The sequence below is a fragment of the Burkholderia sp. SIMBA_062 genome (assembly GCF_046534765.1).
GTDB lineage: Bacteria > Pseudomonadota > Gammaproteobacteria > Burkholderiales > Burkholderiaceae > Burkholderia > Burkholderia ambifaria.
This window is the reverse complement of sequence record NZ_JAWRYD010000039.1, coordinates 1-25,974: the sequence shown is the minus strand read 5'-3', so window position 1 is coordinate 25,974 and position 25,974 is coordinate 1. Positions and strand designations below refer to the sequence as shown.

General features: G+C 65.2%; 25 protein-coding genes. 8 read left to right on the top strand and 17 right to left on the bottom strand.

Features of this window, described 5'->3' with window-relative positions:
- The first annotated feature begins 126 nt into the window (after positions 1–126).
- Positions 127–1,518: a GABA permease gene (gabP, locus tag SB786_RS30420; RefSeq protein WP_410730692.1), complete on the top strand. Its 1,392-nt coding sequence runs from the start codon at positions 127–129 to the stop codon at positions 1,516–1,518.
- A gap of 161 nt (positions 1,519–1,679) precedes the next feature.
- Here the strand turns inward: gabP and SB786_RS30415 are convergent, their stop codons facing one another.
- The 3 genes from SB786_RS30415 to ychF all read right to left on the bottom strand — a co-directional run bounded on the left by SB786_RS30415 (position 1,680) and on the right by ychF (position 4,857).
- Positions 1,680–2,324 carry a hypothetical protein gene (locus tag SB786_RS30415; protein ID WP_410730691.1) on the bottom strand — a complete coding sequence of 215 codons (645 nt, stop codon included), beginning with the start codon at positions 2,322–2,324 and terminating at the stop codon, positions 1,680–1,682.
- 2 nt (positions 2,325–2,326) lie between these two features.
- Entirely contained in the window at positions 2,327–3,559 is a 1,233-nt protein-coding gene (locus SB786_RS30410; protein WP_410730690.1) for an AAA family ATPase, read from the bottom strand.
- A 203-nt stretch (positions 3,560–3,762) separates the two neighbouring features.
- On the bottom strand, positions 3,763–4,857 hold the full coding sequence (gene ychF / locus SB786_RS30405; protein ID WP_410730689.1) for a redox-regulated ATPase YchF: 1,095 nt from the start codon (positions 4,855–4,857) through the stop codon (positions 3,763–3,765).
- 248 nt (positions 4,858–5,105) lie between these two features.
- Between ychF and SB786_RS30400 the strand changes: the two genes are divergently transcribed.
- The 4 genes from SB786_RS30400 to SB786_RS30385 all read left to right on the top strand — a co-directional run bounded on the left by SB786_RS30400 (position 5,106) and on the right by SB786_RS30385 (position 9,761).
- Positions 5,106–6,284 (top strand): UbiH/UbiF family hydroxylase, encoded by a 1,179-nt coding sequence (locus SB786_RS30400; RefSeq protein WP_410730688.1) that lies wholly within the window; start codon positions 5,106–5,108, stop codon positions 6,282–6,284.
- A gap of 90 nt (positions 6,285–6,374) precedes the next feature.
- Complete coding sequence (locus SB786_RS30395) at positions 6,375–7,103, top strand: DsbC family protein (protein ID WP_006752685.1); 729 nt, start codon at positions 6,375–6,377, stop codon at positions 7,101–7,103.
- Between the two features lie 115 nt (positions 7,104–7,218).
- Complete coding sequence (locus SB786_RS30390; RefSeq protein WP_410730687.1) at positions 7,219–9,018, top strand: M61 family metallopeptidase; 1,800 nt, start codon at positions 7,219–7,221, stop codon at positions 9,016–9,018.
- A 146-nt stretch (positions 9,019–9,164) separates the two neighbouring features.
- Positions 9,165–9,761, top strand: a complete 597-nt coding sequence (locus SB786_RS30385; protein WP_410730685.1) for an FMN-dependent NADH-azoreductase — start codon at positions 9,165–9,167, stop codon at positions 9,759–9,761.
- 106 nt (positions 9,762–9,867) lie between these two features.
- On the opposite strand, the gene SB786_RS30380 is transcribed toward SB786_RS30385, so the two are convergent.
- The 8 genes from SB786_RS30380 to rpe form a co-directional block, all read right to left on the bottom strand.
- Positions 9,868–10,782 carry a uracil-DNA glycosylase gene (locus tag SB786_RS30380; protein ID WP_410730684.1) on the bottom strand — a complete coding sequence of 305 codons (915 nt, stop codon included), beginning with the start codon at positions 10,780–10,782 and terminating at the stop codon, positions 9,868–9,870.
- Between the two features lie 13 nt (positions 10,783–10,795).
- A complete protein-coding gene (locus SB786_RS30375; protein ID WP_410730683.1) occupies positions 10,796–11,422 on the bottom strand; it encodes a CYTH domain-containing protein in 627 nt (208 codons plus the stop codon).
- Positions 11,422–12,207, bottom strand: a complete 786-nt coding sequence (gene trpC, locus SB786_RS30370; protein WP_410730682.1) for an indole-3-glycerol phosphate synthase TrpC — start codon at positions 12,205–12,207, stop codon at positions 11,422–11,424. The genes SB786_RS30375 and trpC overlap by 1 nt, the downstream gene beginning before the upstream one ends.
- Before the next feature lie 29 nt (positions 12,208–12,236).
- Positions 12,237–13,268: an anthranilate phosphoribosyltransferase gene (gene trpD, locus SB786_RS30365; RefSeq protein ID WP_410730681.1), complete on the bottom strand. Its 1,032-nt coding sequence runs from the start codon at positions 13,266–13,268 to the stop codon at positions 12,237–12,239.
- Between the two features lie 13 nt (positions 13,269–13,281).
- Complete coding sequence (locus tag SB786_RS30360; protein WP_410730680.1) at positions 13,282–13,881, bottom strand: aminodeoxychorismate/anthranilate synthase component II; 600 nt, start codon at positions 13,879–13,881, stop codon at positions 13,282–13,284.
- 13 nt (positions 13,882–13,894) lie between these two features.
- Complete coding sequence (gene trpE / locus SB786_RS30355; RefSeq protein WP_006758479.1) at positions 13,895–15,388, bottom strand: anthranilate synthase component I; 1,494 nt, start codon at positions 15,386–15,388, stop codon at positions 13,895–13,897.
- Between the two features lie 358 nt (positions 15,389–15,746).
- Positions 15,747–16,502 (bottom strand): phosphoglycolate phosphatase, encoded by a 756-nt coding sequence (locus SB786_RS30350; protein ID WP_410730679.1) that lies wholly within the window; start codon positions 16,500–16,502, stop codon positions 15,747–15,749.
- Between the two features lie 4 nt (positions 16,503–16,506).
- A complete protein-coding gene (gene rpe / locus SB786_RS30345; protein ID WP_006752695.1) occupies positions 16,507–17,193 on the bottom strand; it encodes a ribulose-phosphate 3-epimerase in 687 nt (228 codons plus the stop codon).
- A gap of 177 nt (positions 17,194–17,370) precedes the next feature.
- Here rpe and apaG point away from each other — a divergent pair, with 177 nt between their 5' ends.
- Positions 17,371–17,745, top strand: a complete 375-nt coding sequence (gene apaG, locus SB786_RS30340) for a Co2+/Mg2+ efflux protein ApaG (RefSeq protein ID WP_011350820.1) — start codon at positions 17,371–17,373, stop codon at positions 17,743–17,745.
- 14 nt (positions 17,746–17,759) lie between these two features.
- On the opposite strand, the gene SB786_RS30335 is transcribed toward apaG, so the two are convergent.
- A complete protein-coding gene (locus SB786_RS30335) occupies positions 17,760–17,903 on the bottom strand; it encodes a hypothetical protein (RefSeq protein WP_006758475.1) in 144 nt (47 codons plus the stop codon).
- Between the two features lie 28 nt (positions 17,904–17,931).
- Here SB786_RS30335 and SB786_RS30330 point away from each other — a divergent pair, with 28 nt between their 5' ends.
- A complete protein-coding gene (locus SB786_RS30330) occupies positions 17,932–19,056 on the top strand; it encodes a murein transglycosylase A (protein WP_410730678.1) in 1,125 nt (374 codons plus the stop codon).
- 132 nt (positions 19,057–19,188) lie between these two features.
- On the opposite strand, the gene paaK is transcribed toward SB786_RS30330, so the two are convergent.
- The 5 genes from paaK to paaN all read right to left on the bottom strand — a co-directional run bounded on the left by paaK (position 19,189) and on the right by paaN (position 24,811).
- Positions 19,189–20,487, bottom strand: coding sequence for a phenylacetate--CoA ligase PaaK (paaK, locus tag SB786_RS30325; RefSeq protein ID WP_410730677.1), 1,299 nt, complete (start codon positions 20,485–20,487; stop codon positions 19,189–19,191).
- A 38-nt stretch (positions 20,488–20,525) separates the two neighbouring features.
- Positions 20,526–20,978, bottom strand: a complete 453-nt coding sequence (gene paaI / locus SB786_RS30320) for a hydroxyphenylacetyl-CoA thioesterase PaaI (protein ID WP_410730676.1) — start codon at positions 20,976–20,978, stop codon at positions 20,526–20,528.
- A gap of 1 nt (position 20,979) precedes the next feature.
- Entirely contained in the window at positions 20,980–21,771 is a 792-nt protein-coding gene (gene paaG / locus SB786_RS30315) for a 2-(1,2-epoxy-1,2-dihydrophenyl)acetyl-CoA isomerase PaaG (protein ID WP_410730675.1), read from the bottom strand.
- A gap of 43 nt (positions 21,772–21,814) precedes the next feature.
- On the bottom strand, positions 21,815–23,017 hold the full coding sequence (gene pcaF, locus SB786_RS30310) for a 3-oxoadipyl-CoA thiolase (protein WP_410730674.1): 1,203 nt from the start codon (positions 23,015–23,017) through the stop codon (positions 21,815–21,817).
- Between the two features lie 87 nt (positions 23,018–23,104).
- On the bottom strand, positions 23,105–24,811 hold the full coding sequence (gene paaN, locus SB786_RS30305; protein WP_410730673.1) for a phenylacetic acid degradation protein PaaN: 1,707 nt from the start codon (positions 24,809–24,811) through the stop codon (positions 23,105–23,107).
- A 129-nt stretch (positions 24,812–24,940) separates the two neighbouring features.
- On the opposite strand from paaN, the gene SB786_RS30300 reads away from it, so the two are divergent.
- Positions 24,941–25,717: an enoyl-CoA hydratase gene (locus tag SB786_RS30300; RefSeq protein WP_410730672.1), complete on the top strand. Its 777-nt coding sequence runs from the start codon at positions 24,941–24,943 to the stop codon at positions 25,715–25,717.
- Positions 25,718–25,974 lie beyond the last annotated feature (257 nt).

The following is a 25,974-nucleotide window of genomic DNA, read 5'->3' as shown; positions in this document are numbered from 1 at the left end:
TCGATCCGGCTTCCTGCCCGCATGCCGCGCACGCGCGGCGGGCTGCCCGGTTCAACAACGACAACTCCCCGCGCCGCCTTCACGAGACCCCCGGTCGTACCGGAATCGTTTTTTGGAGAGAGACATATGAGTGGAAGCAACACCGGCCTCGGCACGGGCCTGAAGCAGCGTCACGTGACGATGATGTCGATTGCCGGCGTCATCGGCGCGGGCTTGTTCGTCGGCTCCGGCCACGCGATCGCCGAGGCCGGTCCGGCTTCGATCCTCGCGTATGCGATCGCGGGCGTGCTGGTCGTGCTGGTGATGCGCATGCTCGGCGAGATGGCCGTCGCGCATCCGGACAGCGGTTCGTTCTCGACCTATGCCGATCGCGCGATCGGCCACTGGGCAGGCTTCACCATCGGCTGGCTGTACTGGTGGTTCTGGGTGCTCGTGATCCCGATCGAGGCGACCGCCGCCGCGACCATTCTCAATGCGTGGTTCCCCGGCGTCGCGACCTGGATCTTCGCGCTCGGCATCACGCTGCTGTTGACGATCACCAACCTCTTCTCGGTCAAGAACTACGGCGAATTCGAATTCTGGTTCGCGCTGATCAAGGTCGTCGCGATCGTCGTGTTCCTGTGCATCGGCGGCGCGGCGATCGTCGGCATCGTTCCTGCCCCGGCCGTGTCGGGCGTGTCGAACCTGTTTGCACATGACGGCTTCATGCCGCACGGCGCCAGTGCGGTGCTCGCGGCGATGCTGACGACGATGTTCTCGTTCCTCGGCACCGAGATCGTGACGATCGCGGCCGCCGAATCGGATAACCCGCAACGCCAGATCGTGCGTGCGACGAACTCGGTGATCTGGCGCATCACGCTGTTCTATCTCGGCTCGATCCTCGTCGTCGCGGCCATCGTGCCGTGGAACGATCCGCTGCTGCCGAAGCACGGCTCGTATCAGCGTGCGATGGAGCTGATCGGCGTTCCGAACGCGAAGGCGATCATCGACGTGATCGTGCTCGTGTCGGTCGCGAGCTGCCTGAATTCCGCGTTGTACACCGCGTCGCGGATGCTGTTCTCGCTGTCCCGGCGCAAGGACGCGCCCGCGTTCCTGCACCGCACCGATTCGACCGGCACGCCGCGTGCGGCCGTGCTCGCATCGACGGCGTTCGGTTTCCTGACCGTGATCGCCAACTACCTGATGCCGGAACAGGTGTTCGGCTTCCTGCTGGCGACGTCGGGTGCGATCGCGCTGCTCGTGTATCTCGTGATCGCGATCTCGCAGCTGCGGATGCGCAAGACGCTCGAATCGGGCAGCGCCGACCTGACGCTGCGGATGTGGCTGTTCCCGTGGCTCACGTGGGCGGTGATCCTGTTCATTTGCGGCACGCTGACCGTGATGTTCGTCAGCGAGGAACACCGGATGGAAGTGGGTGCGACGGCCGTGCTGGCGCTGATCGTGCTGTTTGCCGCGTGGTTGAACAAGCGCGGTCGCGATGCGCGGGCAGGGGCGGGGCCGCGGGCGACGGCGACGTGACGCCGATTGGCGGATCAATTCGCTTTTGAGTGACTTAAATGGCGAATTCAGCAACGCGCTGTTAGCGTCGCCCGGCTGTTGAACCAGAGAGTTCGGGATAGGGTGTGTGATTCGTTGTCCTATCCCGAATGATTTCGCTTATACGAGTCGCTGATACTCGATCAGCCGATTAGACGTCGCAGTCCGTCACGAAATTTGCAGAAGCTTGGCGATGTGTTGGCGTCAATGTCCATGTAAGGGCCGATAGTCTCCGCCCATTCATGTTTGACCTGTCCAGGTAAAGGCCACCCTTCGGCTTCGATTGCAGAACGCCCGCCGGGATAGATTGCGTCCGCCAGTAGCTCCCATGTATCACAAACACTGTCCTGCTCGTAGCGACCGAGTACTTCCTTGCGTGCTCTCGGATAGGCTCTCAACAGAGCTTGCCGATCACCAAAAAACCAAGCTTCCATTTCTTCGATAGCGAGCCGGAACAGAGTTTTTGGCGCGGGGTTGCACTTCGCACTCAATGAATTTAGCTCTCGTAGAAATGTTTTGCAGTCGCGGCGATCGCTGTCCAAAACCACTACTACTGCGTCAATGCCTGGCGTTTTCCCATATCCTGAAAGAAGGCGCGGCAATTGATCAAGCAGGGCGCGTTTTGCAGGGTCTGCTTTAGGCGAAAGATTGGGCGGAATGCGGCCAATTCCCTTGTAGATGTGAACGCGCCAAGTATGCGGCTCTCCATATGTCCCTACGATTCTGGGTAGTAAATTTTCAATCAGCTTCGCGCCTGAGCTATCTTCAACCAGTACCTCGATGTGCATGCTTACCTCGCATCAAGGTAGTCGCTGTACCAAAGGCCGCCAAGTGGCAATCCTTCGTCTACCAAATTGCGGACCAATTCAATATCGGAAGCTCGGCGGATTGAAGAGAAGCCGTCATTACCTTTCTCTAATATCCAAACCTCTTTTGGTGACAACGCATCAACAAAATATGGCTGATGAGTTGTCACAAATATTTGGGGTGCATTTTTCTTGCCGGTTGCGTGACTGCGCAACTCATAAGCGAGCGAATCCAATAGGCGATGATAGAGCCCGTTCTCGGGCTCTTCAATGCAAATGAATGGAGGCGGATCTGGGTCCTCCATCAATAAGAGGTACGCAAAGATTTTCAAGGTGCCATCAGACATTTGGCCTGCGTAAAACGGGTCTCTGAATGCCCCATCGTTAAACTGAAGGAGAACTCGTTTGTCTTGAGTGATGGTCGTGGTGATGCTTTGTACGCCGGGAATTTTGGTGGCGATTCGCTCTAATATGGTCTTGAAGCGCTCCTTGTGTTCGCGCTCCATGTATTGGACTACGTTCCCGATATTGTCGCCGTGAATATTAAGGTGACGTTGTGCGCCGGCTGATGGAATTGATCGTGCGGCGTCCGGATGAAAGTAAGATAAATACCAGCCTTTCAGAAAATCTCGAAAACGTTTAATGCGAGGGTGCTCTTTAAGAGTTCCGAGTGTGGCAATTCCGAGTTGACGCAGGTCAGTTAACTCGACATCTTCCTGTGCGCGATCTTCTTCGCCGCTAGTTGTTTCAACCGCTTCTTCACCAGCCCATACCTTTCCTATGCCGTGATGAAGTCGGAGGAAAGGATAAGGACGCCCGTGTTTCTGTCCTTTACGCCGTTGTTTAAGAACCTCTGACTCAACAAATGGCCGACCAGTTTCATCGAGATTGATGGCGAGTTCATATGTGATTGGTCGCTCACCTTTTGCCTCGCGATAGTAAATCTCAAAACTGATTGCTTCATCTGTTCCGAGGGAGCGCATGCGCTCAAATCCACCACGCTGCTTGGCATCACACGCGGTTTCTACGTCGGTCGAAAGACAGTCGGCGACGAATCCAAAGGCATCGAACAGCGTGCTTTTGCCTACGCCGTTCTTTCCAATTACTACCGTGAAAGGTGTAAGTGGATCACCTTTCTGTTCAGTGGATAGTTTTCCTAGAGTTACATCATGCAAAGCGCGATAGTTGCGCACGCGGAAGCCTTCTATCAATGCCATGTCGCGTCCTATTTTTCGAGCAAACGGTGTTTGCCTATCTGCTCATTTGCGGTGCATAAAATTGTATGCGGGTCCGCTGAGTTACGTCCATAAAAAAGCCCTCGACATTGGATCGAGGGCAGAATTTAATTCTAACGGAATCGCGGTGGTGTTAGCGGGATGCGTGTGCCATGCCACCTCCTGCGGGGTGATGGGGCATTGCGTCAGACGTTGAACAGGAAGTTCATCACGTCCCCGTCGTGCACGACATATTCCTTCCCTTCCGCACGCATCCTGCCGGCTTCCTTCGCACCCTGTTCGCCCTTGTAGGAAACGAAGTCGTCGAACGCGATCGTCTGCGCGCGAATGAAGCCGCGCTCGAAGTCGGTGTGAATCACGCCGGCCGCTTGCGGCGCCGTGTCGCCGATGTGGATCGTCCACGCGCGCACTTCCTTCACGCCCGCGGTGAAGTAGGTCTGCAGGCCGAGCAGCTTGAAGCCCGCGCGAATCACGCGGTCGAGGCCCGGCTCTTGCATGCCCATGTCGGCGAGGAACGCTTCCTTGTCCGCATCGTCGAGATCGGCGATTTCCGCCTCGATCGCCGCGCACACCGCGACCACCGGCGAATTCTCGCTTTCCGCGTACTTGCGCACCGCTTCGAGGTGCGGGTTGTTCTCGAAGCCGTCGTCCTTCACGTTCGCGACGTACATCGCCGGCTTCGCGGTGATCAGGCAGAACGGCTTGAGCAGCGCCTGCTCGTCGTCCGACAGATCGAGGCCGCGCACGGCCTTGCCCTGGTCGAGGTGCGCGCGCACCTTCTCGAGCACCGCGGCGAGCTTGCCCGCTTCCTTGTCGTTGCCCGATTTCGCGGCCTTCGAGTAGCGCGTGAGCGCCTTCTCGACGGTGGCGAGGTCGGCGAGCGCGAGTTCGGTGTTGATCACTTCGATGTCGTCGATCGGGCTGACCTTGCCGGCGACGTGGATGACGTTGTCGTCCTCGAAGCAGCGCACGACGTGCGTGATCGCATCGGTTTCGCGGATGTTCGCGAGGAACTGGTTGCCGAGGCCTTCACCCTTGCTCGCGCCCGCGACGAGGCCGGCGATGTCGACGAATTCGACGACGGCCGGCACGACGCGCTCGGGCTTCACGATTTCGGACAGCGCCTTCAGGCGCGTGTCGGGCACTTCGACGATGCCGACGTTCGGCTCGATCGTGCAGAACGGGTAGTTCTCGGCGGCGATGCCGGCCTTGGTCAGCGCATTGAACAGGGTGGACTTGCCGACGTTGGGCAAGCCGACGATGCCGCATTTGAGGCTCATGGAATCCTTCGGACCGGTGAGGCGGCGCGGCCGGACAAAGCGCGGCGGCGCGGGAAAAATAGGGACGGCCGGCGCCTGCGATGCGGCGGGCCGATGTTCGAAGCCGCTATTGTACCGTGCCGACGCCCCGGTTTCCGGCCTTCCCCCGAACGCCCGATGCGACGGGCCGCCGCGCCGCCGGGCCAGCCCGCGATTCTGCTGATTTCCCGCAAAGTCCGGCCGCGTAAGGGATTGGCCCCGCGGCTATAATGCCCGCCATGATTGCCCACCACACCTTCGACGTCGCCGTGGTCGGCGGCGGGCTCGTCGGCAAGACGGCCGCGCTCGCGCTGACCCAGTCCGGCTACAAGACCGCCTTGCTCGCCCAGCCGGCGGCGCCGCGCCCCGCCGATCTCGCGTTCGACACGCGCATCTACGCGCTGTCGTCCAGCTCGCAGGCATTGCTGGAGCGGCTGCGGGTCTGGCAGGCGCTCGACCATGGCCGGCTCGCGCCGGTCTACGACATGCGGGTGTACGGCGATGCGCATGCGGAACTGCATTTCTCCGCCTACCAGGCGTCCGTTCCGCAGCTCGCCTGGATCGCCGAATCGTCGCTGATCGAGACGTCGCTCGACGCCGCGCTGCGGTTCCAGCCGAACCTCACGTGGTTCGATGCGCGCGCACAAGGTTTCGACGTGCGCGACGACGCGGCCGTACTCACGCTGTCGTCGGGGCAAGTGCTGGAAGCGGACCTCGTGGTCGGCGCGGACGGCGCGCATTCCTGGGTGCGCTCCCAGATGGGCGCGAGGACCGAGCGGCGCGATTATCGGCAGACGGGCGTCGTCGCGAACTTCAAGGCATCGCTCCCGCACCGCGAGACCGCCAGCCAATGGTTCCGCGACGGCGAGATCGTCGCGCTGCTGCCGCTGCCGGACGGGCATGTGTCGCTCGTGTGGTCCGCGCACACCGCGCACGCGGACGAACTGCTCGCGCTCGATCCCGCGCAACTCGCGGCCGAAGTCGAGCGCGTGTCGCACGGGCAGCTCGGCACGCTCGAATGTGTGACGCCGGCCGCCGGTTTCCCGCTCGCGCTGCAGACCGTCGACAAGCTGATCGCCCCGCGCGTCGCGCTCGTCGGCGATGCCGCGCACCTGATCCACCCGCTCGCGGGGCAGGGGATGAATCTCGGGTTGCGCGACGTCGCGGCGCTCGCCGATGCGATCGCGAACAAGGAGCGCTTCCGCAACCTCGGCGATACGGTGCTGCTGCGCCGCTACGAGCGTTCGCGCCGCGAGGACATCCGCGCGCTGATGGTCGCGACCGACGGGCTGCAGCGGCTGTTCGCGGTGCCCGGCTCGTTCGCGAAGGCGGTGCGCAACGCGGGCATGGCGTTCGTCGGCGCGCAACCGCTCGTGAAGCGCTGGCTCGTGTCGGCGGCGCTCGGCTGATCGAACCTTCGCGCGCCCGGCCTGTCGGACAGGGCTCCGTTACGGCGTACACTGTGACGTGCACTCCGATTGAGCTGAAGGAACAACAGGATGAAAAAAACGATCCGCATCGCATCGCTGGCGCTGGCCGTCACGATGGCGACGCTCGGCTGCACCGCGCAGGCCGACCAGACCACCGACAAGTTGAAAGCCACGCTGCAAGCGCGTCTCGGTAGCGACGCGCCGATCAAGAGCGTGTCGAAATCGCCGGTCGCGGGCCTGTACGAAGTGAACCTCGGCACGCAGATCATCTATAGCGATGCAGCCGGCGACTACGTGCTGCTCGGCGATCTCGTCGACACCAAGACGCACAAGAACCTGACCGACGCGCGCCTGTCCGACCTCAACAAGATCGACTTCGCGAGCCTGCCGCTCGCGAACGCGATCAAGGTGGTCAAGGGCAACGGCGCACGCAAGATCGCGGTGTTCTCCGATCCGAACTGCCCGTACTGCAAGCGGCTCGAGACGACGCTTCAGTCGGTCGACAACGTGACCGTCTACACGTTCCTGTACCCGGTGCTGTCGCCCGATTCGACCACGAAGTCGAAGGCGATCTGGTGCGCGACCGACCGCGCGAAAAGCTGGGAAGGCTGGATGCTCGACCATCGCGCACCGTCAGGCGCCGGCAACTGCGATACGAGCGCGCTCGACAAGAACCTCGCGCTCGGCCGCGGGATGAACGTCACGGGCACGCCGACGATCTTCCTGCCCGACGGCCGTCGCCTGCCGGGCGCGGTGTCGGCCGATCAGCTGAATCAGGCGCTCGCGTCGAGCAAGTAACCGACCGACACGCCGGGCCGCATGGCCCGGCCAGCGAGGGGCGCCCGCGATATCCGCCGGCGCCTCTCTTCGTTTCCGCCGCCATATCCCGTCCGATTTCCGACCGATTGCCACGATGACCCAGCCGATCCGTTATTCGATTACCCCGAAAGATCTTGCCGCGCACCTGTTCGAAGTGTCGGTGACGGTCACCGATCCCGATCCCGAAGGCCAGCGCTTCTCGTTGCCGGTATGGATTCCCGGCAGCTACCTCGTGCGCGAGTTCGCGCGCAACATCGTGACGCTCGCCGCGTTCAACGACGCCGGCCGCAAGGTGCGGATCGCAAAAACCGACAAGAACACGTGGCAGGCTGCGCCGGTGAACGGCACGCTGACGCTGCGGTACGACGTGTATGCGTGGGATCTGTCGGTCCGCTCCGCGTATCTCGACGAATCGGGCGGCTTCTTCAACGGCACGGCCGTGTTCCTGAGCGTCGCCGGCCGCGAGGAGGCACCGTGCGAAGTCGACATCGCGAAACCGGCGGGCGCGGCGTTCCGCACGTGGCGCGTCGGTACGTCGCTGCCCGAGGCGCGCGGCACCCGGCGCTACGGGTTCGGCGCATATCGGGCCTCGAACTATGACGAGCTCACCGACCATCCGGTGACGATCGGCGAATTCGCGCTGGCGACGTTCGACGCGCACGGCGTGCCGCACGACATCGTGATCGCCGGGCGCGTGACGCAGCTCGACATGGAACGGCTGCGCGCCGACCTGAAGCGCGTGTGCGAAGCGCAGATCGCGCTGTTCGAGCCGAAATCGAAGAAGGCGCCGATGGACCGCTACGTGTTCATGACGCTCGCGGTCAGCGACGGGTACGGCGGCCTCGAGCACCGTGCGTCGACCGCGCTGATCTGCAACCGCACCGATCTGCCGGTGAAGGGCCGGCCGGAAACGACGGAAGGCTATCGCACGTATCTCGGCCTGTGCAGCCACGAGTATTTCCACACGTGGAACGTGAAGCGCATCAAACCGGCCGCGTTCGTGCCGTACGACTTCGCACGGGAGAACTACACGTCGCTGCTATGGCTGTTCGAGGGTTTCACGTCGTATTACGACGACCTGATGCTCGTGCGCAGCGGGCTGATGTCGCAGGACGAGTATTTCGCGGCGCTCGGCCGTACCGTCGGCGGCGTGCTGCGCGGCACGGGGCGCCTGAAGCAAAGCGTCGCCGACAGCTCGTTCGACGCGTGGATCAAGTATTACCGCCAGGACGAGAGCGCGACCAACGCGATCGTCAGCTATTACACGAAGGGTTCGCTCGTCGCGCTCGCGTTCGATCTCGCGATCCGCGCGCAGACGCGCGACCGCAAGTCGCTGGACGACGTGATGCGTCTGCTGTGGCAGCGCTACGGCCGCGAGTTCTATCGCGGCAAGCAGGCGGGCGTCGAGGAAAACGAGGTCGAGGCGCTGATCGAGGAAGCGACGGGCGTGGCACTCGGCCGACTGTTCGCCGACGCCGTGCACGGCACGCGCGACCTGCCGCTCGCCGAACTGCTCGCGCCGTTCGGCGTGACGCTCGCGCCCGAGGTCGCGCCTGGCGCGGCCGGGAAACCGACGATCGGCGCGCGCCTGCGCGGCGGGGCCGACTGCACGCTGGCGGCGGTGTACGAGGGCGGCGGCGCGCATCGCGCGGGGCTGTCGGCCGGCGACACGCTGATCGCGCTGGACGGGCTGCGCGTCACCGGCACGAATCTCGACACGCTGCTCGCGCGCTACCGGCCGGGCGACAAGGTCGAGTTGCACGCATTCCGCCGCGACGAACTGCGGACCGCGAAACTGAAGCTGGACGGGCCTGAGGTCATGCGCTACCGGCTCACGGCGGCCGCGAAGCCGGCCGCCGCGCGCAAGTCCAGGGAAATCTGGCTGAAAGGCTGATCATCCGCGAGCAGGTTTAGGGGCGCGACCATGGATTGTTCTACTGCTGCAACAATCCGTCGCCCCTAAGCCGCTTTTTCGCGACGATACGGCCACGCACAATGGCGTCACTCGCGCTACCGAAGCGCAATCCAACTGGAGCTGACATGACGACCATTCTGCAAATCAATTCCGCGGCGCGCTCGCAAGGTGCGCAATCCACGCTGCTGGCCAACGAACTGACGGCAAAGCTGCAACAATCGAACGCCGGCGCGAACGTCGTGGTTCGCGACCTGCTGGCCAACGGGCTGCCGCACCTCGACGAATCGGTGCTCGGCGCATTTTTCACGCCGGCCGACCAGCGCAGCGCGGAACAGAATGCGATCGTCGCGAAGAGCGATGCGCTGATCGCCGAACTGCAAGCCGCCGACATCGTCGTGATCGGTGCGCCGATGTACAACTTTGGCGTCTCGTCGCAACTGAAGACGTATTTCGACTGGATCGCCCGCGCAGGCGTCACGTTCCGCTACACCGAGAACGGTCCGGAAGGCCTGATCAAGGGCAAGAAGGTTTACGTGGTGACGGCGCGCGGCGGCAAGTACGCCGGTACGCCGAACGACAGCCAGACGCCGTTCCTGCGCACGTTCCTCGGCTTCATCGGCTTGACCGACGTGAGCTTCATCCACGCGGAAGGCCTGAACCTCGGGCCGGATTCCCAGAGCGCGGCACTCGCCAGCGCACGCGAAGCAATCGCTGCCGCGTAAGCCCAGCGCGGGTGCATCGCACCCGCGTTGCGTCGCCGGATGAAAGAACGCCGCGTCCCGAAAGGGCGCGGCGTTCTTGCGTGGTGCGCGTAAAACCGGAGCGCGGTTACGCGAGCGTTTCGGCCACCTCAGGCAGGCGCCAGTCGACCGGTTCGCGGCCCGCTTCGACGAGATAGTCGTTCGCGACTGCGAAGTGGCGGCAACCGAGGAAGCCGCGATGTGCGGACAGCGGTGACGGATGCGGCGCCTCGAGCACACAGTGGGCGCTCGCATCGAACAGCGCGCGCTTCGCCTGCGCGTGCGCACCCCACAGCATGAACACGAGCCCGCGATGGCGGTTGGCCAGTTCGCGGATCAGCGTGTCCGTGCACTGCTCCCAGCCGCGCTTCGCGTGGCTCGCGGCCGCGCCGCGCTCGACCGTCAGCACGGTGTTGAGCAGCAGCACGCCCTGGCGCGCCCAGGTGTCGAGGCAGCCGTGACGCGGCGTGTCGTGGCCGAAATTCGCGGCGATTTCCTTGAAGATGTTGCGCAGCGACGGCGGCGTGCGCACGGCCGGCGGCACCGAGAACGCCAGGCCGTGCGCCTGCGGTGTGCCGCGATCGTCGCCGTGGTAGGGGTCCTGGCCGAGGATCACGATCTTCACGTCGTCCGGGCTCGTCAGGCGTAGCGCGCGGAACACGTCGGTCGGGTAGACCGTCTTGCCGGCCGCGCGCTCGTCGTCGACGAAGCGGCACAGCGGCGCATACGCGTCGCTGTCGGTGAAGGGTTTCAGCACGTCGCGCCAGGCGGCCGGCAGCGCGTCGAACTGCGCGGCCAGGTGCGGGACGTTCGCGACAACGGGGCGCACGGGCTGCGGCGCGGCGGAAATCGGGGCGTCCGCCGCGGCCTTCCTCGCGGGTTTGCGCCCGGTAGCGGCCGGCGCGGGCGCCGTGGCGGAAACATCGTCCTGCGCCGTTTCCGGCACGGGATCGTCGAACAGCGACGCCTGCTGCGGCGTGCGGAGAGTCTTGCGGGTTGCCATGCGTGATGCGTGTTTATTGCGCGCGCAGCCGGTAGCCGCGCTGCGCCTTGCTGATGTTTTCGGGGGCGAGGCCCGGCAGCGCCTGCTGCAGTTCGGCGGCGAGCGTCGCGAGCGCCGCTTCCGGGCCGTCGATCAGTTCGAGTTCGATTTCGCTGATCGGTTCGCGGCGCGTATCGTTTTCCGTCTGGACGACGATCTCGCCGACATCGACCGCGGCCTCGACGGTTGCGCCGCCGATTGCGATGCGCCACAGCGTACGCGAAAAATCCGTCCGGAACAGCGCGTGCAGCGCCGGCGCCGCGTCGCGCAGTGCGGCGGCAGCGTCCGGCACGTCGCACGCGGCGACGAGCGCATCGATTTCGAGCGCATCGCCGGCAACGGGCAGTTCCCATTCGTGGCGACTATGCAGGCCGTCTTGCGCGCTGCCGACCGTCTTGAAGGTCTGCAGCCAGCCGTGCGGCGTGCGGCGCACGCGCACCGCGCTCTTCGAACGGGCCAGCGCGAGTTCGGGCGTGTCGTAGTAGACGTTCGCGAGCGTGATGACGTCGCCGTCTTCGCCGGTCAGCGTCGCGAAAAAGCGCCGCGCGGCATCGGCCCGACCGGCCGGCAGCGCGAGCTTGATTTCCGTTTCGATCGCCATCAGAAGAACATCCGCGCGAGTTCCTCGCCCGGCTGGTCGGCGCGCATGAACGCTTCGCCGACGAGAAACGCGTTCACGTTCGCCGCGCGCATCGTGTCGACGTCGGTGCGCGACAGGATGCCGGACTCGGTCACGACCATGCGTTCCGGCGGAATCATGTCGAGCATGTCAAGCGTGGTCTGGATCGTCGTCTCGAATGTGCGCAGATTGCGGTTGTTGATGCCGAGCAGCGGCGTCTTCAGCGTCAGCGCCTGTTCCATCTCGTCGCGGTCGTGGACTTCGACCAGCACCGCGAGGCCGAGCGAGTGCGCATACGCCTCGAGGTCCTGCATCAGCGGCGTGTCGAGCGCGGCCGCGATCAGGAGGATCGCGTCGGCGCCCATCGCGCGTGCTTCGAGGATCTGGTACGCGTCGACGATGAAGTCCTTGCGCAGCACCGGCAGCGTGCAGGCCGCACGCGCTTCCTCGAGGTAGCGGACGCTGCCCTGGAAGAACTGCTCGTCGGTCAGCACCGACAGGCACGCGGCGCCGTGGGCCGCATACGAGCGCGCGATGTCGGCCGGCACGAAATGCTCGCGCAGCACGCCCTTCGACGGGCTCGCCTTCTTCACTTCGGCGATCACCGCCGCGTTGCCGGCCGCTTGCTTCGCGCGCAGTGCGCCGACGAAGTCGCGCAGGTCGCGCGTCGATGCGTCCAGTTTCAGTGCCTCGAGCGGCGCGCTGCGCATGGCCGCCGCGATTTCTTCGCGCTTGACGGCGATGATTCGGTCGAGAATGTCGCTCATGTGGGTTCCTGCTTGATTCGTAAGGGGAGTCAGCGCTTGAACTGCTGCGTGAAGCGCACGAGTTCGTCGACCTTCGCGCGCGCCTTGCCGCTCGCCATCGCTTCGCGGGCGAGCTGGATGCCGTCCGCGATCGATTCGGCGATATTGGCCGCGTAAAGCGCGGTGCCCGCGTTCAACGTGACGATTTCGCGTGCGACGCCCGGCCGGTTGTCCAGCGCGCCGAGCAGCATCGTGCGCGATTCCTCGGCATTTTCCACCTTCAGCGTGCGGTTCGACACCATCTGCAGGCCGAAATCCTCCGGATGGATCTCGTATTCGTGCACCTTGCCGTCGCGCAATTCGCCGACGAGCGTCGCGGCGCCGAGCGACACTTCATCCATCCCGTCCTTGCCGTACACCACCAGCACGTGCTGCGCGCCGAGACGCTGCATCACGCGCACCTGGATGCCGACGAGGTCCGGGTGGAACACGCCCATCAGCTGGTTCGGCGCGCCGGCCGGATTGGTCAGCGGGCCGAGAATGTTGAAGATCGTCCGCACGCCCAACTCGCGGCGCACGGCCGCGATGTTCTTCATCGCCGGGTGGTGGTTCGGCGCGAACATGAAGCCCATGCCGGTTTCGGCGATCGACGCGGCAACCTGGTCGGGCTGCAGGTCGATGTTCACGCCGAGCGCGTCGAGCACGTCGGCGCTGCCGGACTTGCTCGACACGCCGCGGTTGCCGTGCTTCGCGACCTTCGCGCCGGCCGCTGCCGCGATGAACATCGACGCGGTCGAGATGTTGAACGTGTGCGAGCCGTCGCCGCCCGTGCCGACGATGTCGACGAAGTTCGAGTTGTCCTGCACCTCGACGTGATTCGCGAACTCGCGCATCACGGTCGCGGCGGCGGCGATCTCGCCGATCGTCTCCTTCTTCACGCGCAGGCCGGTGATGATCGCGGCCGCCATCACGGGCGACATGTCGCCGCGCATGATGAGCCGCATCAGGTGCAGCATCTCGTCGTGGAAGATTTCGCGGTGCTCGATCGTGCGCTGCAGCGCTTCCTGCGGGGTAATGGTCATCGTGCGTCTCCCGTCAGGCGACCGGCGCGGCCGCGTGGGCCGCCGCGCGATTCTGCTTCAGGAAATTCTCGAGCAGCGCATGGCCGTGCTCGGAGAGGATCGATTCCGGGTGGAACTGCACGCCTTCGATCGGCAGCGTCTTGTGGCGCACGCCCATGATCTCGCCGTCGTCGGTCCACGCGGACACCTCGAGGCAGTCGGGCAGCGACTCGCGTTCGATCGCGAGCGAGTGGTAGCGCGTGACGTCGAAATGCTTCGGCAGGTCGGCGAACACGCCGCGGCAGTCGGTTTCGATCCGGCTCACCTTGCCGTGCATGATGGTCTTCGCGCGCACCACGCGGCCGCCGAACGCTTCGCCGATCGCCTGGTGCCCGAGGCAGACGCCCAGAATCGGCTTCTTGCCCGCGAATTCGCGCAGCACGTCGAGCGTGATGCCCGCGTGTCGCGGGTTGCTCGGGCCGGGCGACAGGCAGATGGTGTCGGGATTCAGGCGCGCGATGTCGTCGAGCGTGATTTCGTCGTTGCGGTACGTGTGCACATCCTCGCCCAGTTCGCCGAAGTACTGGACCAGGTTGTAGGTGAACGAGTCGTAGTTGTCGATCATGAGCAGCATGGTCAGTCTCCGGTCAGAAGTCGCTATCGAGGCCGTCCTGGACCTGTTCGGCCGCACGCAGCACCGCGCGCGCCTTGTTTTCGGTCTCTTGCCATTCGGATTCGGGCACCGAGTCGGCGACGACGCCTGCCGCCGCCTGCACGTACAGGTTGCCGTTGTGGATCAGGCCCGTGCGGATCGCGATCGCGAGATCCATCTCGCCCGAGAACGACAGGTAGCCCACGGCACCGCCGTACAGCCCACGCTTGACCGGCTCCAGCTCGTCGATCAGTTCCATCGCGCGCACCTTCGGCGCGCCGGACAGCGTGCCGGCCGGGAACGTCGCGCGCAGCACGTCGTAGTTCGTCATGCCGGGCTTCAGCTTGCCCTCGACCGAGCTGACGATGTGCTGCACGTGCGAGTACTTCTCGATCACCATCTTGTCGGTGACCTGCACCGAGCCGATCTGCGCGATGCGGCCGACGTCGTTGCGCGCGAGGTCGATCAGCATCACGTGCTCGGCGATTTCCTTCGGATCGTTCAGCAGTTCGGTCGCGAGTTCCGCATCGCGCTCGGGCGTATTGCCGCGCGGACGCGTGCCGGCGAGCGGACGGATCGTGACGATCTGGTCTTCGCCGCGCTTTTCCTGGCGCACCAGGATTTCCGGCGACGCGCCGACCACGTGGAAATCGCCGAAGTTGTAGTAATACATGTACGGCGACGGATTCAGCGAGCGCAGCGCGCGATACAGCGACAGCGGATTGTCGCGGTACGGCTTCGTCAGCCGCTGGCCAACCTGGATCTGCATCAGTTCGCCGGCCGCGATGTATTCCTTCGCCTGGCGCACGGCGGCCAGATAGTCGTCCTTCTTGAATTCGCGGAACGTCTCGGTGCGCACGCTCGCCGACGTGACGGGCGGCTGCACGGTCGTGCGCAGGCGCTGCTTCAGCTCGCGCAGGCGTTGCTTCGCCTTTGTGTAAGCCTCCGGCTGGGCCGGATCCGCATAGATGATCAGGTAGAGCTTGCCGGCGAGGTTGTCGATCACCGCGACTTCTTCGGTGAGCAGCAACTGGATGTCGGGCAGGCCGAGATCGTCGCGCGGCGCGGTGTTCGCGAGCTTCTTCTCGATGTAGCGCACCGCGTCGTAGCCGAAATAGCCGGCGAGGCCGCCGCAGAAGCGCGGCAGGCCCGGGCGCTGCGCGACCTTGAAGCGCGCCTGGAACGATTCGATGAACTGGAACGGGTCGCCGTCGTGCGTCTCGACGACCTCGCCGTCGCGCACCACTTCGGACACGCCGTTGCGGGTGCGCACCAGCGTGCGCGCAGGCAGGCCGATGAACGAATAGCGGCCGAAGCGTTCGCCGCCGACCACCGACTCGAGCAGGAACGAGTTGGCGCCCGCACGTTCGGGCTGGGCCAGCTTCAGGTAGAGGGACAGCGGTGTTTCGAGGTCGGCGAGCGCTTCCGCGATCAGCGGGATACGGTTGTAGCCTTCGTTCGCGAGCGATTGGAATTCGAGTTCGGTCATGTTCCGGTCCTGTTCGGGACGAGCGGCGGTGTGCGCCAGGGATCACTTGACGCTGCGCGGGCTGCCGTCGGCGAAAGGGCGGTCGATCGAGAAGTGCCTGTTGCCGGCCGGCATTCCGGGCGTGAGCGTCGCGAGCCTGCGGCCGATCCTGAACGCAAGCGTTCGGGCGCGGTGGAACTCGAGGTGGTGCGACGATCGGCGCGCGGATGCGCAGCGAGATAAAAAACGGCGCTGAAGACGTGCCTCAGCGTACCTCATCGAAGAGGTTAGCGCGACCAGCGACGCCAGGGCCAGGCTCCCCGGTCGATGCTGCTCAGACTCCGTTTTTTATTCAGAAACATGCGGATGGAAGAAATAATCAGATGGTTGGCCGGCCGGCGTTGTGCGCGGTGATCGCGCGTGCTGCGACCAGCAACGAATCGACTATACCATCCGAATTTATCGTTTGTATAGCCTTGCCGTGGTTGTACCCGTACGGCACCGTCAGTGTCGCCATGCCGGCCGCACGGCCCGCCAGCGCGTCGTTTTCCGAGTCGCCGATCGCGACCGCCGCGTCCGGCCCGACGCCGAGCGCATCGCAGGCCGTCAGCATCGGCAGTGGATCGGGCTTCTTGCGCGCGACGCTGTCGCCGCCGAGCACGATGCCGAAGCGGTCGACCAGCGCGTATTGCTCGAGCAGCTCGACCGCGAAGCGGTGCGGCTTGTTCGTCACGCACGCGAGCCGGATGCCGGCCGCGCGCAACGCGTCGAGACCGGCCGCGACCTCGGGATAGAGGCGCGTGTGCCGGCCGTTGATCTTTGCGTATTCGGTTTGATAGATCGCGAGTGCGTCGTCGAAGCGCGCGTGCGCTTGGTCGGGCGTGAAGCGCGCCTTCAGCACGCTCTGGATCAGATGCTCGGAGCCCTTGCCGACGTAGCCGATCACCTCGTCGCGCGACGTGGCCGGCGCGCCGAGCTGCGCGAGCATGCCGTTCAGCCCGGCCGTGAAATCGTCGGCCGTATCGACCATCGTGCCGTCGAGATCGATCAGCGCCGCGTCGATGCGCGGCACCGCGAAACGGATCGGGCCGTCGGCTTCGGCCGGTGCCCGACCCGCCAGCAAGGAATCGGCCACGGCGTCAGCTCCGCTCGACGGTAGCGAGCGCGGCGCGCATCTCGTCGATCACCGTGCGGTAGTCGGGCTTGCCGAAGATCGCCGAACCCGCGACGAAGGTGTCCGCGCCGGCTGCCGCGATTTCCGCGATGTTGTCGGCCTTCACGCCGCCGTCCACCTCGAGCAGGATCTCGCGGCCGGTGCGCTCGGTGTACGCGTCGATGCGGGCACGCGCCTCGCGCAGCTTGTTCAGCGTTTCCGGAATGAACGACTGGCCGCCGAAGCCCGGGTTCACCGACATCAGCAGCACGAAGTCGAGGCGGTCCATCACGTGGTCGAGATAGTTCAGCGGCGTGGCCGGGTTGAACACCAGGCCGGCCTTGCAGCCGTGATCGCGGATCAGCGATAGCGTACGATCGATGTGGTCCGAGCCTTCCGGGTGGAAGCTGATCAGGTTCGCGCCGGCTTTCGCGAAATCGGGCACGATCCGGTCGACCGGGCGCACCATCAGGTGCACGTCGATCGGCACCTGCACGTGCGGGCGGATCGCCTCGCAGACGAGCGGGCCGATCGTCAGGTTCGGCACATAATGGTTGTCCATCACGTCGAAGTGAATCCAGTCGGCGCCGGCGGCGACCACGTTGCGGACTTCTTCGCCGAGCCGGGCAAAGTCGGCCGACAGGATGCTGGGAGCGATGCGGAATTGAGTCATGACAGGGGAGCGGGGACGCTGCGGCGCAAAACCGTCATTCTACCGTCCGGCGACCCGCTGCGCGGCGACAGGCCGTGCGGTGGCGGCCCGATTCCGCATAGAATGCCGAACCAATGCGGCGCGCCCGCGGCCCGGCCGCTCGAATCGGCGCGGGCGCTTACCTACAGCGGAAACATCATGAGTCAGTATCAGTTCACCGTTTCGGTGAAAACCAGCTACCTGCCGGAACAATCCGACCCCGATCGACGTCAATACGCATTCGCGTACACGCTGACCATCCGCAATACCGGGCAGGTCGCGGCGCAGCTGATCGCGCGTCACTGGATCATCACGGACAGCGAGAACCACGTGCAGGAAGTGAAGGGGCTCGGCGTCGTCGGGCACCAGCCGCTGCTGCAGCCGGGCGAACACTTCGAATACACGAGCTGGGCCGTGATCGCGACGCCGGTCGGCACGATGCGCGGCGCGTACTTCTGCGTGGCGGAGGACGGCGAGCGGTTCGAGGCGCCGGTCGACGAATTTGCGCTGCACATGCCGCGCACGCTGCATTGAGCGTGCGGGGGCGGTCAGCGTGGCTGGCGGTCGTTGCCGCGGGCGTGTTTCTTCCTGCCTGACGACGTCCACACGACGATGAAGATCAGCAGGGCGAGCGCTACGAAAGCTTCGAGCGCGAAGATGAGCATCGGATATTGGTCGAGAAAATCTGACATGGCGGTTTCCATCAAGAACGGACATTGTATGTGGTTTGGGCCCCGGCTGGCCGGCTGGGTTGCAGTGGCCGCGACGGCCGCACTGCTTGCCGCGTGCGGCGGCGCGCCGACGCGGACATCGACGCTCAAGCCGCCGACCGGCACGGCGATCGTGCCGGGGCAGGTCGCCGCGAAGCGGCTGACGCCGGTCGCTTGGCAGCAGGTGCCGGGCTGGCAGGACGATTCGCTGATCGGCGCGGCGGCGGCGCTGCGGCAGAACTGCGTGCGGCTCGCGCGCCAGCCGGCGTGGCAGCGCGCCTGTGCGGCCGCGGATCGCCTCGACGAGCTCGACGTCAGCGGCGCGCGTGCATTCTTCGAAACGTATTTCACGCCGTTTCAGCTGGCGAACACCGACGGCACGCTCGACGGGCTCGTGACCGGCTATTACGAGCCGTTGCTGCATGGCTCACGCGTGCGTCGCGGTCCTTACCAGTACGCGCTGTACCGCTGGCCGGCAGGCTATCGCGCCGGCGCCGCGCTGCCCGCTCGCGCGCAGCTCGAGCGCGCCGGCATCCTGAACGGCAACGAACTCGTGTGGGTCGACGATCCGATCGAGGCGTTCTTCCTGCAGGTGCAGGGTTCGGGACGCGTGCTGCTCGACGACGGTTCGGTGATGCGGGTCGGTTTCGGCGGGACCAACAACCAGCCGTATCGTTCGATCGGCAAGTGGCTGCTCGATCGCGGCGAGCTGACGCCCGCCCAGGCGACGATGCAGGGCATCAAGGCGTGGGCGAAGGCGAACCCGACTCGCGTCGACGCGTTGCTCGACACGAATCCGCGATTCGTGTTCTTCCGTGACATGCCGACCAAGGAAGATGCGCCGCACGGCGGCGCGGACGGCCCGATCGGCGCGCTCGGCGTGCCGCTCACGCCCGAGCGTTCGATCGCGGTCGATCCGTCGTCGATCCCGCTCGGCACGCCCGTGTTCCTGCAGACCACGCGCCCGTTGACGAATACGCCGATGAACCGGCTCGTGTTCGCGCAGGATACGGGTTCCGCGATCCGGGGTGGCGTGCGGGCCGACTATTTCTGGGGGCTCGGCGACGACGCCGGCGATCAGGCCGGGCGGATGAAGCAGAGCGGCAGGATGTGGCTGCTGTTCCCGAATTCGTGATGCGCGGCGGTGCCGGCGTACACGTGTAGCCGGGCATCGAAACGAGACAGCCCGATCGGCTTGTTGGCCGGTCGGGCTGTTTTTTTGCGTACGCGATTGCTGCTTCGCGCGGCGATGGGGCCGCGGCGGGTGTCAGCCCTTGCGTTTGTCGATCACGCGGCGTGCCTTGCCGACCGAGCGCTCGATCCCGTTCACGGGCAGCACGTTGATCACGGCCGTCACGCCGATCAGCGACTTGATGTCGTGCGCCAGCGCCTGCCTGGCCGCATGGATCGCCGCCGTGTCGGGGGCCGTTTCGGGACACGGCTCGACGTTGAGCGTCAGCACGTCGAGCGGCCCTTCCTTCGTCAGCACGATCTGATAGTGCGGCGCGAGCGCGTGCTGCTTCAGCAGCTGTTCCTCGATTTGCGTCGGGAAGACGTTGACACCCCGCACGATCATCATGTCGTCCGTACGCCCGGTGATTTTTTCCATCCGGCGCATCATGCGCGCGGTGCCGGGCAGCAGACGCGTCAGGTCGCGCGTCCGGTAGCGGACGATCGGCAGGGCTTCCTTCGTCAGCGACGTGAACACCAGTTCGCCGAGTTGGCCGTCCGGCAGCACTTCGCCGGTCTCGGGATCGATGATTTCCGGATAGAAGTAGTCTTCCCAGATGGTCGGGCCGTCCTTGGTCTCGACGCATTCCGACGCGACGCCCGGACCCATCACTTCGGACAGCCCGTAGATGTCGACCGCATCGATGCCCATTCGCTGCTCGATGGCCACCCGCATGTCGTTGGTCCACGGTTCCGCGCCGAAGATGCCGATGCGCAGCGAGCTTTGCGCGGGATCGAGGCCCTGGCGCTCGATCTCGTCGGCGATCGACAGCATGTAGCTCGGCGTCACCATGATGATGTCGGGCCGGAAATCCTGGATCAGCTGCACCTGCTTCTCGGTCTGGCCGCCGCCGAACGGGATCACCGTCAGCCCCGCGCGTTCGGCGCCGTAGTGCGCGCCGAGCCCGCCCGTAAACAGCCCGTAGCCGTAGCTGACGTGAACCTTGTCGCCGCGGCGCGCGCCGGCCGCGCGGATCGAGCGCGCGACGAGATTCGCCCACGTGTCGATGTCGCGCGCCGTATAGCCGACGACGGTCGGCTTGCCCGTCGTGCCCGACGACGCGTGAATGCGCGAGATCTGGTCCTGCGGCACCGCGAACATCCCGAACGGATAGCTGTCGCGCAGGTCGATCTTGGTCGTGAACGGGAAGCGCGACAGATCCGCGAGCGTTTTCAGGTCGTCGGGATGCACGCCCGCTTCGTCGAATTTGCGGCGATAGACGGGGGAGTGCTCATACGCATGCCGGAGCGACCATTTCAGGCGCTCGAGTTGCAGCGCGGTCAACTCGTCGCGTGACGCGGTCTCGATCGGCTCGAGCGGTAGCGGGGTAGTCATGCGTGTCTCCAGTGATTGTTATGAGCGAGCCGTGGACGTCAGCGTTCATCCGGGAGGACTGTGCCCTTGATCTGCGCCGATTTGCCGCGAAACATTGCGACCGTTTCGCCTGTCTGGTTCGTGACGCGGATGTCGTAGATCCCGTGCCGGCCGCTGCGCGTCTGTTCGATCGCCTCGGCCGTCAGCAGGTCGTTGCCGTATACGGGACGCAGATATTCGATCGAGCAGCCCGCCGCAACGGTATTCAGGTTGTACGAGTTGCACGCGAATGCGAACGTCGAATCGGCGAGGGTGAAGATGATGCCGCCGTGGCAGGTCTGGTGTCCGTTCAGGAATTCCGGCCGTACGCGCATCTGCACGCGAGCGTAGCCGGCCCGCACTTCGGTGATTTCCATGCCGAACGCGCGGCTGCAGGCGTCCGCATCGTACATGGCCTGCGCCGTGGCACGGGCGAGCGCATCGGCGGCGAGCGTGTCGGTGGGCGTGGTCATGTCAACGGCCCTCGAAGCGCGGCGCGCGCTTCTCGATGAACGCCTTGACGCCTTCCGCGTAGTCGGCCGACTGGCCGAGCTTGCGCTGCAGGTCGCGCTCGAGGTCGAGCTGCTGGTCGAGCGTATTCGTCATGCTGTCGCGCATCGACTGCTTGATCGATGCGATCGCGAGCGTCGGCTGCTGCGCGAGCTGGTTGGCGACCTGGCGGGCCGACGCGGCGAGCGCATCGTCGTCGACCGCGCGCCAGATCAGGCCCCATTGTTCGGCCTGTTCGGCCCCGAGCTTGTCGCCGGTCAGGGCGAGCCCGAGCGCGCGGGCCATGCCGACGCGTTGCGGCAGGAACCAGGTGCCGCCCGAATCGGGTACGAGCCCGATCTTGACGAAGGCCTGGATGAAACTGCTCGAGCGCGCGGCAAATACGATGTCGCATGCGAGCGCGAGATTCGCGCCGGCGCCGGCCGCCGTGCCGTTGACGGCGGCGATCACCGGAATCGGCATGCGTTGCAGGCGGCGGATCAGCGGATTGAAATGCTCGTCGATCAGCGTGCCGAGGTCGGTGGACGCGCCTGGCGTGAAGTCGAGGTCGGCCAGATCCTGGCCCGCGCAGAAGCCGCGCCCCGCACCCGTCAGGATCAGCGCACGCGCGCCGCTCGCCTCGACTTCATCGAGTGCCGACTGCAGTTCGCGGTGCATCGCCCGTGTGAAGCTGTTCAGCTTGTCCGGACGGTAGAGGGTGATCGTGGCCACGCGGGCAACCTGATCGATATCCAGCTGGATCGCCTGATATGACATGCAGAGTCTCCTTCATGACTTCGTTATAGGCGCGGCGCGTCGGTTACACGCGTTCGATCGCGATCGCGATGCCCTGGCCGACGCCGATGCACATCGTACAGAGCGCAAAGCGGCCGCCCGTACGCTCGAGTTGGTGAAGCGCCGTGGTCACGAGTCGCGCACCCGATGCGCCGAGCGGATGGCCGAGCGCGATCGCGCCGCCGTTCGGGTTCACGCGCGGATCGTCGTCGGCGACGCCGAGCATGCGCAGCACCGCGAGACCCTGCGACGCGAACGCTTCGTTCAGCTCGATCACGTCGAACTGGTCGATCGTCATGCCGAGCTGGCGCAACAGTTTCTGCGTGGCCGGCGCGGGGCCGATACCCATCACGCGCGGCTCGACGCCGGCGCTCGCCATGCCGACGACACGCGCGCGGCGGCGCAGCCCATATTGATCGGCGGCTTGCGCGTTGGCGAGCAGCAGTGCGCATGCGCCGTCGTTGACGCCCGACGCGTTGCCGGCCGTTACCGAGCCGTCGGGACGCACGACACCCTTCAGCTTCGCGAGCGCTTCGAGCGATGTTTCGCGTGGATGCTCGTCGAGCGATACGACGAGCGCATCGCCTTTTTTCTGCGCAATCGTGACTGGGACGATTTCGGCGGCGAGCGTGCCGTCCTGCTGCGCACGCGCGGCCTTCTGCTGGCTGCGCAGCGCGAACAGATCCTGATCGGCGCGGCTGACGTTGTAGTCGACCGCGACGTTCTCGGCCGTCTCGGGCATCGAATCGACGCCGTATTGTTGTTTCATCAGCGGATTGATGAAACGCCAGCCGATCGTCGTGTCGAACATGGCGGCCTGGCGCGTGAATGCACTGGCGGCCTTGCCCATCACGAACGGCGCACGCGTCATGCTCTCGACGCCGCCCGCGATCATCAAGCGTGCCTCGCCCGCCTTGATCGCGCGCGCGGCCGTGCCGACGGCGTCCATGCCCGAGCCGCACAACCGGTTCAGCGTCGTGCCCGGCACGGCGGTCGGCAGGCCCGCGAGCAGCGCGGACATGCGCGCGACGTTGCGGTTGTCTTCGCCGGCCTGGTTCGCGCAGCCATAGATCACGTCGTCGATCGCCGACCAGTCGACGTGCTGGTTGCGTTCGATCAGCGCCTTGAGCGGCACCGCGCCGAGATCGTCGGCACGAACGTCTTTCAGGGCGCCGCCGTAGCGGCCGATGGGGGTGCGAATCGCGTCGCAAATGTAGGCGTCGGTCATGGGTGTGTCGATGTGCAACGAACCCGCCGGGTGGCGGATTCGTTCATGGTAGGGAACGTGGCGGCGTTTGCACGTCGGCCATTCGGGTTATGCAGTCTGGCCGGCTTCCGCGGGCACTGCCTTCGGCGCAACATGGACACGGCTTTGCACCACGCGGAACCGGTTGGCGACGAACGCCGGGTCTGCCAGCGCCGCGTTGGCGGCCGGGTTCGCACCGGTACCGTGGAAGTCGGAGAACGCGGCCGACTGGTTGACGAACACACCACCCGTCAGGTTGATCGACAGTGCGACGCCGCCACGCACCGCCGCATCGTGCGCGGCGTCGAGGATCGTGTCGTCAGTGCTGTAGACGGAAAGCGTCAGCGCGCCATGCTCCGCGGCGATTTCGCCGGCGAGATCGAGCGACTGGGCGGTCGAGTCGGTCGCGATCACGAACGAGATCGGGCCGAACCACTCCTGCGTGAATTTCGCGCGGTCGGCCACGTCGAGCTGCAGTACCAGCGGGGTGCGCACGCGAGCGTCGGCGAACGCCGGGTGCTGGAGCGTCTGGCTGTCGGCCAGCACGCGGCCGAGCTTGCGGGCGTCGTCGATGCGCGCGGTCACGCCGTCGTTCTGGATCGCGCCGATCAGTTCGACCGAGCGAGCCGGGTCGCCGGTCAGCTTCTGCACGGACACGGCGATCGCCTGCGCGACTTCGTCGAAGCTCGCGTGGCCGTCCGCCGTCCGGATGCCGTCGCGCGGCACGTAGATGTTCTGCGGTGCGGTGCACATTTGGCCGGAGTACAGCGCCAGCGAGAACGCGATGTTCTTGGCCGCGGCCTTCAGGTCGTCGGTCGAGTCGATCACGATCTGGTTGACGCCGGCCTTCTCCGTATACACCTGGGCCTGATGGGCATGGCGTTCGAGCCACGTGCCGTTTTGCGTGCTGCCCGTGAAGTCGATCAGCTTGATTTCAGGGCGCAGCGCGAGGTCCTGGACGAGGGCGCCGTCGTTCAGTTCGGTGGCGAGAAGCGTGACGACGTTCGGATCGAAGCCGGCCTCGCGCAGCACGTCGCGGGCGATGCGAACCGTGATCGCGAGCGGCAGGATCGCACCGGGGTGGGGTTTGACGATCACCGTGTTGCCGGTCGCCAGGTCGGCGAACAGGCCGGGGTAGCCGTTCCAGGTCGGGAACGTGCAGCAGCCGAGCACGAGGCCGGTGCCGCGCGGGACGATCGTATAGCGCTTGTGCATCGCGAGCGGCGGGTTCTTGCCTTGAGGCTTTTCCCAGTGCGCATCGGCGGGGATGCGACGCAGTTCGTCCCACGCATAGGCGACTGCTTCGAGTGCGCGATCCTGCGCATGCGGGCCGCCGGCCTGGAACGCCATCATGAACGCCTGGCCCGTGGTGTGCATCACGCTGTAGGCAATCTCGAAGCTTGCGCGGTTCAGCCGCGCGAGGATTTCGAGGCTGACGCCGATCCACGCGCTCGGGCCGGCTTCGCGCCATGCACGCTGGGCAGCGGCGGCCGCTGCAATCAGCTCGTCGGGCGTCGATTTCGGATAGCGGATGCCCAGCGCGATCCCGAACGGCGACTGCTCCGCGCCGACGGTTCCGCCGGACGCCGGCTGGTCGAGCACGAACGTGTTGCCGAGATGTGTTTTGAACGCCGCTTCACCATCGGCGTTGGCGCTTTCCCCGTACACTTTGGGACTTGGCATTTCCGCGAACGGGCTCCAGTACCCGCGGCTCTCGATGGCGGCGAGGGCGTGTTTCAGCGTGTCTTCGTGCTTCGTGAACAGTGCATGGGTCATGACGGCGGCCTGATGGACGTTGGGAGGGATTGGGCCGATTAATTAACCGACCGGTTGGTCGGAGAATGGTAGCATCAAACTATTCGCGTGTGCGAGGCGTTTCTCATTTCATTGATCGAGGAGAAATAGATGTCTTACGAGAACATCCTGGTGGAGACCCGGGGGCGGGTCGGGCTGGTCACGCTGAACCGCCCGAAGGCGCTCAATGCGCTGAACGATGCATTGATGGATGAATTGGGCGCTGCGCTGAAAGCGTTCGACGCGGACGACGAGATCGGCGCGATCATCGTGACGGGGAGCGAGAAGGCGTTCGCGGCAGGGGCCGACATCGGCATGATGGCGACCTATTCCTATATGGATGTTTACCGCGGCGACTACATCACGCGTAACTGGGAGACCGTCCGCGAGATCCGCAAGCCGATCATTGCTGCCGTCGCGGGGTTCGCGCTCGGCGGCGGCTGCGAGCTCGTGATGATGTGCGACATCATCTTCGCGGCGGATACGGCCAAGTTCGGCCAGCCCGAAATCAAGCTGGGCGTGATGCCGGGTGCGGGCGGCACGCAGCGCCTGCCGCGTGCGGTGTCGAAGGCGAAGGCGATGGACATGTGCCTGACCGCGCGCTTCATGGATGCGGCGGAGGCGGAGCGGGCAGGGCTCGTTTCGCGCGTGCTGCCGGCCGACAAGTTGCTCGACGAAGCGATTGCCGCGGCGACGACGATCGCCGAGTTTTCGCTGCCGGCGGTCATGATGGTCAAGGAGTCGGTGAACCGTGCGTATGAGACGACGCTGGCCGAGGGCGTTCATTTCGAGCGTCGACTGTTCCATTCGCTGTTTGCGACCGAAGATCAGAAGGAAGGGATGGCGGCATTCGTCGAGAAGCGGAAGCCGGTATTCAAGAACCGCTGATTCGGTGGCGACGGTGTCGTCGCCGGCAAGTGATCTCCTTGGGTGCTATGAACCCGCAGCCCCCGCGCGCGGCAGCGCCCGGGGGCTTTTTCAAAATATTTTCACAAAGGGGCTTGCGAAGACGGGATGGGGTGCTTAGAATCACGCCTCTTTCGCGCTAACGGAAACACGGCGCGGGAGGGAAGGGAAGCGGTGCTGTCGAGGGTGGGTTGCAGGAGCCCCGGCGCACACGAAGTTGAACCCCGCCGTCGCAACGA